Annotated in this window: 13 protein-coding genes and 1 tRNA gene; 5 read left to right on the top strand and 9 right to left on the bottom strand. The window is 72.1% G+C overall.

The window, feature by feature from the left end:
* Positions 1-4 precede the first annotated feature (4 nt).
* The gene (locus TBR22_RS14815; protein ID WP_239488619.1) at positions 5-895 is read left to right on the top strand and encodes a diacylglycerol kinase family protein; all 891 of its coding nucleotides are present in this window, start codon (positions 5-7) and stop codon (positions 893-895) included.
* On the opposite strand, the gene TBR22_RS14810 is transcribed toward TBR22_RS14815, so the two are convergent.
* Entirely contained in the window at positions 892-1,611 is a 720-nt protein-coding gene (locus TBR22_RS14810; RefSeq protein WP_239488618.1) for a hypothetical protein, read from the bottom strand. The genes TBR22_RS14815 and TBR22_RS14810 overlap by 4 nt on opposite strands.
* 129 nt (positions 1,612-1,740) lie before the next feature.
* Between TBR22_RS14810 and TBR22_RS14805 the strand changes: the two genes are divergently transcribed.
* Entirely contained in the window at positions 1,741-5,793 is a 4,053-nt protein-coding gene (locus TBR22_RS14805) for a serine/threonine-protein kinase PknK (protein ID WP_239488617.1), read from the top strand.
* Between the two features lie 9 nt (positions 5,794-5,802).
* Here TBR22_RS14805 and TBR22_RS14800 read toward each other — a convergent pair whose 3' ends face one another.
* The 5 genes from TBR22_RS14800 to TBR22_RS14780 all read right to left on the bottom strand — a co-directional run bounded on the left by TBR22_RS14800 (position 5,803) and on the right by TBR22_RS14780 (position 9,783).
* Positions 5,803-6,513, bottom strand: a complete 711-nt coding sequence (locus tag TBR22_RS14800) for a hypothetical protein (RefSeq protein ID WP_239488616.1) — start codon at positions 6,511-6,513, stop codon at positions 5,803-5,805.
* A gap of 44 nt (positions 6,514-6,557) precedes the next feature.
* A complete protein-coding gene (locus tag TBR22_RS14795; protein WP_239488615.1) occupies positions 6,558-7,712 on the bottom strand; it encodes an oxygenase MpaB family protein in 1,155 nt (384 codons plus the stop codon).
* Between the two features lie 175 nt (positions 7,713-7,887).
* Positions 7,888-8,124, bottom strand: a complete 237-nt coding sequence (locus TBR22_RS14790; protein ID WP_239488614.1) for a hypothetical protein — start codon at positions 8,122-8,124, stop codon at positions 7,888-7,890.
* Positions 8,125-8,145: 21 nt separating this feature from the next.
* Entirely contained in the window at positions 8,146-8,919 is a 774-nt protein-coding gene (locus TBR22_RS14785; RefSeq protein WP_239488613.1) for an SDR family NAD(P)-dependent oxidoreductase, read from the bottom strand.
* Between the two features lie 27 nt (positions 8,920-8,946).
* Positions 8,947-9,783 carry an ABC transporter ATP-binding protein gene (locus TBR22_RS14780; RefSeq protein WP_239488612.1) on the bottom strand — a complete coding sequence of 279 codons (837 nt, stop codon included), beginning with the start codon at positions 9,781-9,783 and terminating at the stop codon, positions 8,947-8,949.
* Between the two features lie 203 nt (positions 9,784-9,986).
* Here TBR22_RS14780 and TBR22_RS14775 point away from each other — a divergent pair, with 203 nt between their 5' ends.
* Positions 9,987-10,217 carry a hypothetical protein gene (locus TBR22_RS14775; RefSeq protein ID WP_239488611.1) on the top strand — a complete coding sequence of 77 codons (231 nt, stop codon included), beginning with the start codon at positions 9,987-9,989 and terminating at the stop codon, positions 10,215-10,217.
* A 5-nt stretch (positions 10,218-10,222) separates the two neighbouring features.
* Here TBR22_RS14775 and TBR22_RS26720 read toward each other — a convergent pair whose 3' ends face one another.
* On the bottom strand, positions 10,223-10,357 hold the full coding sequence (locus tag TBR22_RS26720) for a hypothetical protein (RefSeq protein WP_255664967.1): 135 nt from the start codon (positions 10,355-10,357) through the stop codon (positions 10,223-10,225).
* Positions 10,358-10,416: 59 nt separating this feature from the next.
* Positions 10,417-10,492: transfer RNA gene (locus TBR22_RS14770), tRNA-Glu, on the bottom strand.
* A gap of 80 nt (positions 10,493-10,572) precedes the next feature.
* On the opposite strand from TBR22_RS14770, the gene TBR22_RS14765 reads away from it, so the two are divergent.
* Positions 10,573-11,361: a carbon-nitrogen hydrolase family protein gene (locus tag TBR22_RS14765; protein WP_239488610.1), complete on the top strand. Its 789-nt coding sequence runs from the start codon at positions 10,573-10,575 to the stop codon at positions 11,359-11,361.
* Between the two features lie 65 nt (positions 11,362-11,426).
* On the top strand, positions 11,427-13,346 hold the full coding sequence (locus TBR22_RS14760) for a DNA/RNA non-specific endonuclease (protein WP_239488609.1): 1,920 nt from the start codon (positions 11,427-11,429) through the stop codon (positions 13,344-13,346).
* Between the two features lie 13 nt (positions 13,347-13,359).
* Here the strand turns inward: TBR22_RS14760 and denD are convergent, their stop codons facing one another.
* Positions 13,360-14,313 (bottom strand): D-erythronate dehydrogenase, encoded by a 954-nt coding sequence (gene denD / locus TBR22_RS14755; RefSeq protein WP_239488608.1) that lies wholly within the window; start codon positions 14,311-14,313, stop codon positions 13,360-13,362.
* Between the last annotated feature and the right edge of the window lie 52 nt (positions 14,314-14,365).

Raw genomic sequence — 14,365 nt, 5'->3', positions numbered from 1 at the left:
TCCCATGCGCATGGCCGTGATCGTCAATCCGGCGGCGGGCACGGCCGACGACCGCGCTCCCGTGGAGGAACTGCGGGCCAGGCTGACGGGGGCCGGGCACTCCGCCGAGTGGCTGGAGACGACCGGGCCGGGCCAGGCGCGTCGCCTCGCCGCCTCGGCCTCGACCGGCTGCGACGCCGTGATCGCGGCGGGGGGTGATGGCACCCTCAACGAAGTGGTCAACGGCCTGGCCGATGCGGACGCCCTCGGCAGGGTCGCCGTGGCGGTGCTGCCCATCGGCACCGGCAACGACTTCGCGCGCAGCCTGGGCGTGGAGGCGCCGACTGCCGCGCTCGACGCCATCGTGTCGGGCGCCACGCGTGCCATCGACCTGGCGATGCTGGGCGATCGCGCCTTCCTGAACGCCTCTGCCGGCGGCTTCACGGCGGAGACCTCGGCACACGTGAACAGCGCGTTGAAGCAGGCGGTCGGGCGCGCTGCGTATCTGGTTGGCGGCGTGCGCGCGTTCCTCGAGCACGAGCCGGTCCCCGCCCGCGTCGAGGCCGACGGGCGCGTGATCGAGGACGACCTCCGCCTGTTCGCGGTGTGCAACGGTGCGTGGATCGGCGGCGGACACCAGCTCGCGCCGACGGCACGGCCCGACGACGGCGTGATGGAGGTCTGCCTGGTGCGCGCGCGGTCGGCGCTCGACTTCATCGCGCTGCTGCCGCGCCTGTCGGTGGGCACGCACGTGGACGACGAGGACGTCGCCTACTTCAGGGCCCGGGCCGTCACCTGCTCGTTCGGGCGCCCCATCAAGGTCAACACCGACGGCGAGGTCCTCGAGGCGTCGCAGTGTGCTTACACGTTGAGGCCGGGCGCGGTGCGCTTCCTCTGCCCGGCGCCCGGCGCCTAGTACTCCCAGGCGAACCCGCCGCGCACCTCGGTGCCGGGCCCGACCACCTGTCCGACCAGCCGCAGCGAGTGCCCGAGGCCCACCGCCACGCGTCCGCCACCCTTCCAGGCATTCTCCTCGCGGTAGCGGATGTGCTCGACCATCGGGCCCGCCTCCACGCGTCCGAACCGCCGGCTCACGTGGATGCCGTCGAGCGCGCCCGCGTACTTGACGACGGTTTCCATTTCCTCCGTCGCCGACGCGTCCTCGGACCCGGCCACCGGTTGCTGGTACTCGCCGAGTGACTGGACCCAGACGCCCTGGGAGATCCAGTGCTCATCCTCGTACACCCAGCGCGCCGTGATCATCGGCCCCGGCTCGTTCTCGCGGCCGAAGCCCCAGGCCACGCCGGGAATGACGCGGAGCCCGCCGACGCGGAGCTCCCAGCCGAGGCCGGCCACCCCGATGTCGTTGCCTTCGACCCCGAAGTACCGGATCTCGGCGCGGAGCGGCGACCCGAGTCTCAGGCTCGCGCCACCCGACTGGAAGATGCTCGACCCCGCGAGCTCCACCTCGATCCGCGGCGAGTGATGGTCCTCGTGGCCCTCGGCGTGCTCGGCCAGCGTCGCGGACTGATGGCCCTCGTGGACCGGTGGCTCCTGTGCAGCGGCGGGCAGGGTCCAGCCACTGATCACGAGCAGCGCGGCGAGTGTTGTCGGTAGCGATCGAATCGACACGCCAACCACTATTGCACCGGCCGACCGGTGGCGACTGCTCGACCTAGGGCCAGCCGGAATGGAAACGGATTTGCTGGCCACGGAGGTGCGGGCCGGGAGGGCCCTGAGTTGGCGATAAAATGGTCGGTCGTGAGTTCCACCCCGGACGGTGGCAAGCCCGCCGAGCCCTCCCGCGTCGGCCAGTACCGCATCGAGCAGCGCCTGGGCGCCGGTGGCATGGGGGCGGTGTATCGCGCGTTCGACGAGTCGCTGCAGCGGCCCGTCGCCATCAAGCGCCTGCTGCCGACGATGGCCGACCAGTCACGCAGCCTCCGGTTCCGCCGCGAGGCCCGCATGGCCGCGCGCCTCAATCATCCAGCCATCGTCCACATCTACGAGATCGTCGAGACGGCCGACGGCGACTGGATCGTCATGGAACTGGTCGAGGGCAAGACCCTCGACCGGTTGCTCCGTGAAGGGCGCATGGACATCGGCCGGGCCGTGCGGGTGGCGCGCGAGATCGCCGAGGGGTTGTCCGAGGCGCACGCGCAGGGCATCGTCCACCGCGACCTGAAAGCGACCAACGTGATGGTCACCGCGGCCGGTCGCGTGAAGATCCTCGATTTCGGCCTCGCCAAGGCGTGGCAGGGCGACGTCGACCAGGAGATTTCGACCCCGGGCACGGTGGTCGGCACGTGTCACGCGATGTCGCCGGAGCAGGCGCAGGGCCTGACGGTGGACCACCGGTCCGACCTGTTCTCTCTGGGCTCGCTGCTCTACGAGTTGCTGACCGGGATGTCGCCGTTCCACGCGGCCACGCCCACCGAGACGCTGGCGCGGATCTGCGCGTACGAGCCGGATCCGGTCGCCTCGCTCGAACCGGCGATTCCGCCGGCGCTCGCCGAGCTCACCCACCGTCTCCTGAGCAAGTCGGCGGCGCAGCGACCGCAGGGCAGCTGGGAGGTGGCCGCGGCGCTCGAGCGCATCGAACGGGCCGGCGGCCTCGACAAGGGCGCGCGTCGCGCCGTCGCGCCGGCGGCGACGGAGGTGTTCACGCAGGTCGAGGGCGCCACGCCGCCGCCGAGCGCGCGTCCCTCGCCACCGCCGCTGACGAGCACGGAACGCCGGCAGATGACGGTCCTCTGCTGCGAGCTGGCCGATGCGGCCAGCCCGGGCACCGAGCCCGGCGAGGCCTTCGATCCCGAGAGCCTGTACGAGCTGATGATGCAGCTGCGCCCCCTGGCGCTGCAGGCCGTGCAGCGGTACGACGGCACCCTCGGCACCGCCATGGGGCACCGGTTGCTGGTGTACTTCGGTTATCCGCAGGCGCACGAGGACGACGCGTGGCGGGCCGTGCGCACGGGGCTCGACCTGGTTGGGGAAGTGGAGGCACAGCTGGCCGCCGTCCCCGGCCTCGGGCGGGTGGTGCCGGCCCTGCGTGTCGGCATCCACACCGGCACGGCGGTCGTCACGACGAGCCCCGGGGCACCGGAACCCGTGGTCCTCGGAGCAACGCTGGACGTCGCGTTGCGCCTGCTCGCCTCGGCGGCGCCCGGCGCCGTGGTCGTGAGCGGCGCCACCCGATCGCTGGTGCACCGCGGCGTGGTGGCCGAACCGTTGCCGTCGCTGGCCCACGGATCGGGGTCAGGGGTCGGCATCGCCGCCTGGCGGATGCGCGACGGCCAGGACGGCGGCGACGACGCGGTGTTCGACCTGTCGCCGATCGTCGGCCGCGAGCGCGAGCTCGCGCTGCTCGAGGCACGCTGGCAGGACGCCCGGGCCGGTCACGGTCACGCTGTGCTGATCACCGGCGAGCCCGGCATCGGCAAGTCCAGGCTGCTGCGCGCCACGCGCGAACGACTCGATGCCGCGCAGGGCAACGCGCCCCTGCGCTGGATGGCCACGCACGGCACCCCCTACACGCAGAACACGCCGATGCACGCCGTGGTGCAGTGGCTGCAGCGCCTGCTCGCGACCGCGCCCGGCCCGACGCCGGCGGCGCGGCTGGTCGGGCTGCTGGACGACCACGGCCTGGGCGAGGCCGTGCCGCTCGTGGCGGGCCTCCTCGGGATCGCGGTACCACCCGACCGGCCGCTGCGTGCGATGCCGCCGGAGCGGCAGCGCGAGGAGACGCTCGACGCGCTCGTGGCGCTGGTGCTGGAGATGGCGCAGCGCGAGCCGCTGGTGCTGCTGATCGAGGATCTGCACTGGCTCGACGCGACGACGCTGGCGTGGCTGGACCGCCTGATCGATCAGGCGCAGTCGGCGCCGCTGCTGCTCGTGATGACGCTGCGGCCCAACACGCTCGAGGTGCCGTGGGCGGCGAGGGCGCAGGTGACGCAGGTCACGCTCGGCGCGCTCGCGCAGGAGGAGGTCGAGCGCCTGATCCGGGCGCTGGTCGGCGACGGCGCGCTGCTGCCGCAGGTGCAGGCGCAGATCGTGGCGCGCACCGACGGTGTCCCGCTGTTCGTGGAGGAACTCACGCGGTCGGTGATGGAAGGGGGCACCTCGTCGCACGACTCGGCGGAATGGCGCGAGTTGCCGGCGACATTGCGCGAGTCGCTCACGACGCGCCTGGCGCGGCTGGGGCCGGCCAAGGAAGTCGCGCAACTGGCCTCGGTCATCGGCCGGGCGTTCACGCTGCCGTTGTTGTCGGCGGTATCGGCGCATCCGCCGGACCAGCTCGAGCGCGAACTGCGGCAACTGGTGCAGTCGGGACTCGTGCACCGGCGCGGCTTCGGGGTGGCGGCCCGCTACGCCTTCAAGCACGCGCTCGTGCGCGACGCCGCCTACGACTCGCTGCTGCGCCGGGAGCGGCAGCAGATTCACCTCCGCATCGCCGCCGCGCTCGAGGAACTGCAGCGCACCAACGGCGAGGAGGCATCGCACGAGTTGCTCGCGCACCACTACATGTCGGCCGAGCGCTTCGCGCCGGCCTTCGAGCACTGGCTGGCGGCCGGGCAGTCGGCGATGGGTCGCTACGCCCACGCCGAGGCCATCGGCCACCTGCGGCAGGCCCTCACCGCGTTGGCGGCGCTACCGCCGACGGCGGAACGCGACCGCAAGGAGATCGGCGCGCGTGGCGCGCTGGTACTGTCGCTCGGCATGGTGCACGGCCTGGGCTCGCCCGAGGTCGAGGCCACGCAGGAGCGCCTGCTCGCGCTGGTCACGCAGGTCGGCGACGTGCCGCATGAACTGGCGTTCGGCCTGTGGAACTTCTACGCGAGCCGCGGCAAGCTCCGGCGCGCCCGCGAGCTGGCGCAGCAGCGCCTCGAGTACGGCGTGGCGCACGGCGACGGCGACGCGCGGCTCCTCGGCCTGTACACCAGCGCGGCGGCGGACCTCTTCCTGGGGCATTTCGCGCAGGCACGCGACAACTTCGAGACGCTGCTGTCGCTCTACCCGCCCGACGGCCTTGCCACCCGCGCGATTGCCTACGACATCGGCGCCGTCGCACGGTCGTTGCTGGCCGACGTCCGCTGGCTGCTCGGCGAGCCGGCACGGGCGATCCAGGCGGCGGAAGACGCCCTGCTGGAGGCGCGGCAGCGATCGCCGTTCACCGAGTCGGTCGCACTGGTCAACCGCATGGCGATGGCCCTGTCCATGGAGGACGCGGCCGGATCGGCGACCGCCACCGAGGCGCTCATCGCGCTCAGCACCGAGCACGGCTACCAGTACTGGACCGTGTTCTGGCAGATCAGCCGGGCGGTGCAGGCGCTCCGCGGTCCCGAGCCGCCGGCCGACGTCGATGCCGCCATCGAGCAGGGCGCCACCGCGATCGCCATCATGCGGAACGCCTACGCCAGCTCCCTGCAGTGCAGCCGCTACCTCGCCTGGATGGCCGACGCGAGCCTCCGGCAGGGGCGGGTCGAGCGGGCAAGGGCCTTCCTGTCCGAGGCGTTCGCGGTCACCGAGGACGAGGGCGAGCGCTACTGGGAGGCCGAACTGCACCGACTCGACGGACGCGTGCGCGCGGCCGAGGGCCGCGACACGGCGGCGTGTGTCGAGGCCTGCCAGCGGGCGATCGAGGTGGCGCGCGCGCAGCGGGCCCGGACGTTCGAACTGCGGGCCGCCATCGACCTGGCACGCCTGCTCGGCGCCGACGGGCGCTCGGCAGAGGCGGCCGCCCTGCTGCGGCCGCTCGTCGACGCGTGGGGAGAGGCTGGCGGCGCCGACGTCGTGGCCGCCCAGGCCCTGGTCTGAACCCTCAGTTCACGCCGGGACGGCGCTCACCGCCGCCGGTACGACCCCCGCCGCCAGTCGGCGTTCCTTCTGCTTGTACAGGTACAGGAACACGCCGTCGACGACGGCCGACGTGCAGCCGATCGTCAGCAGGAACCAGTCGTCGGGGAAGTGGATGAAGAAGAACACCACGACGAGCGCCGAGCCCGCGGCGCGCAGCCAGTTGGCGTTCCAGGAGAAGTTCTCGAGGGTCGGCTGCCGCAGCATCAGCGGCACGTAGAGGAACGAGATCGACAGCTGGATCAGGTAGGCCGACCGTCCGCCGACCGAGTTGTCGAGGCCCTGGTGGTGCAGGAAGTAGGTGGCCGCTCCCGCGGCCACGGCGATGGCCAGGCACATCGGGATGAACACGCTGCGCGGCGTCAGCTGCGGCACCGTCAGCTGCTTGGCGCCGAGGAAGAGCACGCCGTAACTGAAGATCAGGCCGGCATCGAGGAAGAACCACACGTAGTTGGCGCCCTGGAACAGCATGCCCAGGTCGTTCTGCGCCAGGAAGCTCCACACGAACTCCCACGCGACGTCGCAACAACCGGCGAAGACCGGCATCTCGACATACTTCAGGACGAAGATGTTGCGGATGTAGATCGCGTAGGCGATCACCCACAGCAGGCAGCCCATGCCGTAGAAGAACAGCTCGGTGCCGGTGTAGTCCTGCCAGTTGATCCAGACGATGGCGGTCATCGGGTCCCTTCCGTGGTGGTGAGGCCAGCGCTCCGCGGCTGGCGCTATCTGAACGCTGAGCCCTGCAGGTCGAACCGATCGAAGGGCACGGAGAACTCGACCTCGCCGCGGCGGTCGACCTCCACCATGCCCTGCAACACGAGTTGGGCGAGGTGTGCGGCGAAGGCGTCGTGGTGGCCGGTCCACTGTCCCGCGCGCAGGACCCACGTCAGGATCGCCTTCAGCAGCCGGTGGCCGTGCAGCGGCCCGAAGCCGACACGGGCGAGTTCCTCGGGCGACATCAGCTCGGTCATGCACAAGTGCGGAGCGAACCCGAGGCCGCACAGGCGAGCCACCGGCGGCAGCAGCCGCTCCATCATCGCGAGGTTGTCCTCGGCCAGCGTGACGCCGTAGGGGTTGGCCTCGGGCGCGGTGTTGTTGCGCGCCACGTAGGCGGCGTAGAACTCCGCCGCCTCGGTGAGCGTGGCCGGCACGAGGCTGTCGTCGTGCGGGTCGCCCGGCGGGTGGATCCCCATCAGCACGGCGAACACCCGCCACAGGTAGTACAGGTCCTCCGCCTCCTGGTCGGCCAGCGGCAGGCCGAGGCGTCGGATGCCGACCACCAGCAGGTACGAGAACGCCATGATCGTGGCGAGCATGTCCTCGTGGTTGACCGGCACGCCGTAGCTGGCGCGGAAGTGCGGGCGATACTGGTCGGCCAGGACCCGGATGCCCGCGTGCAGCAGCCGCAGCTTCTTGGCCGTCACGATGGCGCTGCCGCCGTCGAGGAACGCGCGGTGGTCGGAGACGTTGACCAGCAGTTGCACGACGCCCATCAGCCGCTCGTACGGGTGCCGTTCGAGGTTGCGCGAGATCGACAGGATGTGCGTCAGGCACGGCGCCGCGTAGCCGCGCGGCAGGCTCGACGCGAGGAGCACCACCACCGACGGGAGGGCGTTCTTCAGGAACGCGCTGGAGCCGTGCTGCAGCCGCGACGGCTGCACCCAGGGCGGCAGGCCGCCGGCATCGCGCATGAACGCGTGCAGCGCTTCGGGCGCGTCGGCGGGCAGGGGGGTGGCATTGCCCTGCAGGTGCCGGAAGGCGCGCCCTACCGCGCCCGCGCCGCCTTCGTCGCGCAGCCGGGCGACCGCGGCGTCGGCCAGCGGGTCGCCGGCCTGGCGCAGGCCGTCGAGGAACGTCCGGTCGGACCACTTGGACATGCGTCTGCCAATCCCTTCGGAGGTCAGGGCGGGATTGTATGTCAGGTCGGGGTGGCGCGCATGGTGATCGCGTAAGGCCTCGCCCACGCGACCGATCGGGTCAGGGGACCTGTGCGAGGGCGCGCAGCCGCGTCGCAAGCCTGTGCCTGGACGGAACTCCGCCCGGGTAGACCCGTCAGGTCGGCGGTTGACCGGCCGGGGGCGGAGGCATGTCGAACAGGTCGTGCCCATCCACCAGGATCGTCGGCGTGGGGTAGCCGCGACGCGGGTCCTGCGCGTCGAGCCTGGTGGTGTCGACCTCCTCGTAGCCGCCGACGAGGGCGGCATCGGCGAGGGCGGCGCCGAGTCGCGCCCGCAGCGGCACGGTGTCGGCGCACCCGGGGCGCGTCAGGAGGATCACGGTCGGCGGCATGCGTGACGGGTGACAGGGCGCCTACGGCATGTACTGGCCGCCGTTGACCTCGACGACCTGGCCGGTCACGTAGCCCGAGGCCTGATCGGACGCCAGGTACAGGAACGTGCCGGCGCATTCCTCGGCCGTGCCGAGGCGGCCGACCGGGATGCTGGCGCGCATCGCCTCGAGCTGCGCGGGCGTCGAGTAGCGCTCGTGGAACGGCGTGGTCACCACGCCGGGCGACACGGCGTTGACCCTGATGTTGTCGGGCGCGAGCTCGCGCGCCCACCCGTGCGTGACCGTCGAGATGAAGCCCTTGGCGCCGGCGTACAGCACGGCGCCGCCGGCCCCACCGGTGCGTGCGGCAATCGAGGTCACGTTGATGATGTTGCCGCGCCCCTGCGCACGCATGATCGGCACGACCTCGTGCACCAGCATCACGACCTGCGTGACGTTGAGGGCGAGGACCTGCTGCAGGTGCGCCGCGGTGTACTCGGCGATGCCGCGCCGCCCGAGCATCCCGCCGGCGTTGTTGACGAGCACGTCGATGCGGCCGTAGCGGGCCATCGTCTCGGCGACGATGCGCGGCACGGCGTCGGTGCCGCCGAGGTCGCCCTGCGTGAGCAGCACCGGCGCGCCGAGGGACTCTGCGTCCTGCGCGACCCTGCGGGCGGCGTCCTCGCTGGCGTTGTAGTGAAGGGCCAGCCGGCTGCCGGCGCGCGCGAAGGCGAGCGCGGCCGCGGCGCCGATGCCGGTCGATGCGCCGGTGATCAGGACGACGCGATCACGCAGGTCGGTCACGAAGGTCTCCATCGGCTCGCGATCCTAGCAGGCGGCGGGTCAGGCGTGCAGCGGCGGCACCCAGCCGGCCAGGCTCCGGCTGATGTACGCATCGTCTGAGGCCAGGATGGCGTCGATGCTGCCGTCGAAGGTGATCACGCCACCGTCGAGGACGAGGAAGGTCACCTCCTTGGCGCTGCGGTGCGGCGCGGCGACGATCGCCATGCCGCCGGGCGTCGCGACGGCTTCGTGGCCGGCGAGGTAGAAGGCATCCTCCAGCTGGTGGGTGACGAGGATCATCGTGACGTGCTCGACGTCGCGGAGCGCGAGGATGGCGGCATCGACGGTCTTGGCCGTAATCGGGTCGAGGCCCGAGGTGGGTTCGTCGAGGAGGAGCAGGCGCGGCTGGGCGGCCATGGCCCGCGCCACGGCGACGCGGCGGCGCTGGCCGCCCGAGAGCTCCGCCGGGCTACGGTCGATGAACTCCCGCAAGCCAGTGGCGGTCAGCATCGCGTCGACGCGCGCCTGGATCTCCGCCGCCGGCATCCGATGTTCGTCCTCGAGCTTGAAGCCGACGTTCTCGCCGACGGTGAGGGAGTCGAACAGGGCGCCTTCCTGGAACAGCATGCCGATGTCGTCGCGCACCGTCATGAGCCGGCGCTCGGGCATGTCGTCGATGCGCACGCCATGGATGCGAATCACGCCGGAATCGGGGCGGACGAGGCCGAGAATCAGCTTCAGGATGAGGGACTTGCCACCCCCGCTCGGCCCCATGAGGATGGCCATGTGGCCGTCGGGGATCGAGAAGCTCACGTCGCGGAGGACCTCGACGTCGTCGAACGCGAGTGCCACGTGCTCGAACGCGACGGCAGGCGTCTCGTTCGTCGGTGCGTCCATGGGGACACCCCCTCTGGAAGCACTATACGCCTGTGCTGGCCAGGCGCCACGCGACGGGTGCCTCGGGACGCGGTCGGTGATGGCCGACACCGCGAATCGACTCGTGCGGCACTTCAGGATGCCGGCGCGGATCTGGTTGCACCTGTAGCAACGGACGTCCAGTCGAGATTCGGGCATGCCAGGTTCGGGGTAGAGTGCGCGTCATGGCGAAGAAGACGACCAAGCGCGCATCCACCAAGCGCACGCTCATCGATACCGGCCGGGACAAGCGGCTGGTCAAGCGCAGCGCCGAGGGCACCTTCAAGGAGTCGGACGACCTGGGGCAGTCGTTGGCGGCGGACCGGCGGCGGGTGGCGAAGAAAGCCGTCAAGCCCGGATACGGCGATCAGGGCGATCAGCCGCGGGTCACCAAGCGGGCCGCGAAGAAGCGGTAAGCGCGCTACTTCGCGCGCAAGTCGCGGAACTCGTCGTCGGTGGTGAGCGTGAACCAGCCGACGGACGTCTGTAGAGAGCCCGGGGTGATCACGCTCCGGGGGACTCGCGAGCGCATCGCCAACCCCTGTGGGGCGGCCATGTCACGCCTGTCGTCGGAATGATCCGTCACTCGTGTGACAGGAGCGGCCCGAAGGGAGTTGGCGTCCCCAGCGGGATTCGAACCCGCGTTTCAGCCTTGAAAGGGCCGCGTCCTGGGCCTCTGGACGATGGGGACGGAGGGGGTGCTGCTGAGGGCACGGGCCCGGGAGGGCCGGCCGACCCCCAAGGGTACCACAGGCGAGGTACCCTGCCTCGGTGACGTCCCGGCCCACACACCTGCGCCTCGCCCTCGCGCAACTGCGCATCGTGCCCGGCGAGCGTGAAGCGACACTCGCCCGCGCACTCGCGCGCATCGACGAGGCCGCCGCGGCCGGCGCCGACCTCGTCCTGCTCCCTGAGGCATTGCCTCTCGGCTGGATGGCGCCCGATTCGGCCCGCCTCGCCGACGCCATCCCCGACGGCCCGACCTGCGCCGCCTTCCGCGCCGCCGCGCGCCGCGCCGGCGTCTGGGTCTGCTCTGGCATCGTCGAGCGGGCCGAGGCCGCTGTCTACAACGCGGCCGTGCTCATCGACGACACCGGCGTCGTTCGCCTGCACCATCGCAAGATCAACGAGCTCGACATCGCCGCCGGCACCTACGCCCGCGGCGACCGCCTCGGCGTGACCGAGTCACCGTGGGGACGCCTCGGCCTGCTGATCTGCGCCGACGCCTTCGCCGAGGGCGAGGTGATCAGCCGCACGCTGGCCCGCATGGGCGCGCGCCTCCTGCTGTCGCCGTGCGCGTGGGCCGTGCCGCCCGACCACGACAACGCCGCGACGCCGTACGGCGAGCTGTGGCGTCGGTGCTACGGCGCGGTCGCGCGCGACGAGCATGTGTGGGTCGCCGGGGCGAGCAACGTCGGGCCGATCACCGCAGGGGCGTGGGCGGGGCACGCGTGCATCGGCTGCTCCCTGGTCGTCGCGCCGAGCGGGACGTCGGTGCTGCAGGGACCCTACGGGGCCGACGCGGACGCCCTGCTGCTGGTCGACGTGGCGATCGACTGAGGCGGGGCCGGCGGCTGTCTGTCGGCCACGCTGTGCGCGGCGGGCGGCGCGGGCGTTCTAGGGGCATGTCCCTTCGCGAACGTGCGCGCGCCGTGCTGCTGGCCGACCAACCCATCGCACACGAACTCCTCGCCATGGCGGGGCGGAACGAGCGACCCGTGCCGGCTGCCCGCATCGGCGTGAGCATGGCGTCGGTGCGCACCTTCGTCGAGGGCGAGCCCGGCTGGCCGGCGGAAGCCCGCAACGCGGAGGAACTCGACGGCCAGATCCAGGTGGAGGCGGTCGTGGTGGCGCATGGCCGCCCTGCGATGCTCGTCCAGCGCAATCGCATCCAGCTGCCGGAATCGCCGGAGTTGCGTCGCCGGCTCGAGGCCACGCGGGCGCGGTTCGAGTCACGGCTGGCCAGCGTCGGGCGCATCGAGCTGACCGGCCATCCGCGCCTGCACCAGGCGGGCACGGCATGGATCGTCGCCGAGCACCTGGTGGTGACCAACGCGCACGTCGCCGAGGAGTTCACGGCGCGCGAGCAGACCCACCTCGTGTTCCGGCGGGCCTTCGGGCAGGACACCATGGCGGCCCGCGTCGACCTGCGGGAGGAGTACGTGGCCGACGGGGCGACCGAGGAGTTCGAGGTCGGCGTCGATCAGGTGCTCTACCTGGCCGACCTGGCCGATGCGCAGGCGCCGGACCTCGCGCTGCTCAGGCTCTCGCCCGGTTCCGGCGCGCTGCCCCCGCCCATCCCGTTCGCCGACGTGCCCCTCGACTGGGGCCGCGACGTCGCCGTGGTCGGCTATCCGGCGGAAGACCCGCTCGGCACGCCCAGCGCCGACGTCGCCCGGCGGCTGTTCGGCGGCATCTACGGCGTCAAGCGTTTCTCACCCGGGCGCATCTCGGCGATGCCGACGGGCGCGTGGGCCTTCTCCCACGACGCGACGACCCTCGGAGGCAGTTCGGGATCGGCCGTGCTCGATCTCGAGACCGGCGGCGCGCTCGGCGTCCACTTCTCCGGCACCCTCGAGCGCGCCAACTACGCGGTGCGCGGCGGCTACGTGCTCGATGCCATCACGGCGATCCGGCCGATGGTGACGGTGCCGGCCACGCCGCCGCCGTCCCCCGAGGTGCCAGCCGAGCCGCCCGTCGTCCATCCCGCGATCGCCGGCTACGAGACGCGCGACGGCTACCGCGACGACTTCCTGGGCGCGGCCGTGCCCACCGCGCCGCTGCCGACCATCGTGCAGGACGCCGACGTCCTCGAAGTGGAGTGGCAGGGCCGACCATGGCGGGAGATTCCGTACCGGCACTTCTCGGTGGTGATGAGCCGCGCCCGCCGGCTCTGTTACGTCAGCGCCGTCAACATCGACGGCGCCCGCAGCGTGCCCCATCTCCGTCGGCGGGACTGGCGCCTCGATCCGCGCATCCCGGAGGCCCGGCAGCTCGAGGGACCGGTGTACGGCAACGCGCCGCGTTTCAGCCGCGGCCACATGACGCGCCGCGAGGACCCGGCCTGGGGCGAGACGCGCGCCGAGGCCGAGGAGGGCAATGCCGACTCCATGCACCTGGCCAACGCCGTGCCGCAGATGCAACCCTTCAACGCCGGCATCTGGCTCGGGCTCGAGGATTACGCGCTCCAGAACGCCCGCGAGGACGACCAGAAGATCTCGGTCTTCACCGGCCCCGTGCTGCGCGACGACGACCCGGTGTTCGAGGGCGTGGCGGTGCCGGTCGAGTGCTGGAAGGTGATCGTCTTCGTGCACGACGAGACGCAGCGCCTCAGCGTGTCGGGGTACCTCCTGTCGCAGCGCGGGTTCCTGCCGCACCGCGAGGCGGTGTTCGGCGCCTACGAGACCTTCCAGGTGCCGCTGACGACGATCGAGCAGCGCGCTGGCCTGCGGTTCGGCCCGCTCACGGCCCTCGACGTCCACGCGCACGCCCCCGAGGCCACGGTGCGTCCGCTCCTGTCGCCCGACGACATCCGCTGGCGGTGACCGGCCCCGGCGCTCAGCGCGAGGCGCGCTCCGCGATGAACTGCGCCACGATGGCGTCGGCGTCGGCATCGTCGACCAGGCCGAGACGCAGCGCCCGGGTGACGTCGAAGGCGCCCGGCCACGATCGCATCATCCGGGCTACCGCCTCATCGTGCGTCAGGGCCACCCGTGCCCGCACCGCCGGGCCAGCCGCCCGTTCGAGCGCGTCGAGCAGGTCGGCGGGCGTCACCGTGAGGCCCGGCAGGTTCAGCGTCCGAACCGCGCCGATGGCATCGCCGGCGACCGCGCCCATCGCCGCGAGGTTGGCCGTCGTCGTCGCCGGCGAGGCCACCCACATCCGCGTGTCGAGCGGGACCGGACACGCCGAGTCGACGCCGGCGAGTGGCTCGCGGACGATGCCGCTCACGAAACTCGACATGGCGGAGTTGGGCGCGCCCGGGCGCACGGCGACGGTCGGCACCCGCACGGCCACGCCGTCGACGATCCCGCGGCGCGTCGCCTCGAGCAGCAGCAGTTCCGCGATCGCCTTGGTGACGCCGTAGGTCGTCGCCGGACGCAACACGAAGTCGTCCGGGACCACGTCGGGCAGCGGGCCGCCGAACACGGCAATCGTGCTCGCGAAGACGAACCGCGGCGGGCGCGGCAGGGCACGGCACATGTCGAGCAGGGCCCGCATGCCGCCGACGTTGACCTCCTCGGCCAGCGCCGGCTCCGCCTCCGACTGTCCGCTCAGCACCGCCGCCATGTGCCAGATCGTCGTCAGGGCGGGATCGGCCAGCGTGGCCAGGAAGCCGGGGTCGGTCACGCTGCCCACGCACGACGTGACGCGCGGGTCGGCGAGCGGGCTGGCGACGCGATCGACGCACAGGACGCGGTCCGGGACCGGGTGAGCCGTGCCGCCGCCGAGCAGGGCCGTGATCAGTCGCGAACCGAGGAACCCGGCGCCGCCGGTGACGAGGACGGTCATGGACGTAGGCTCTCCGCGCGCCGCTCCGGACGCGCCGGCTCATGCTACCGTT

This window comes from Luteitalea sp. TBR-22, from assembly GCF_016865485.1.
GTDB lineage: Bacteria > Acidobacteriota > Vicinamibacteria > Vicinamibacterales > Vicinamibacteraceae > Luteitalea.
This window is presented reverse-complemented; position numbering and strand designations above follow the sequence as displayed.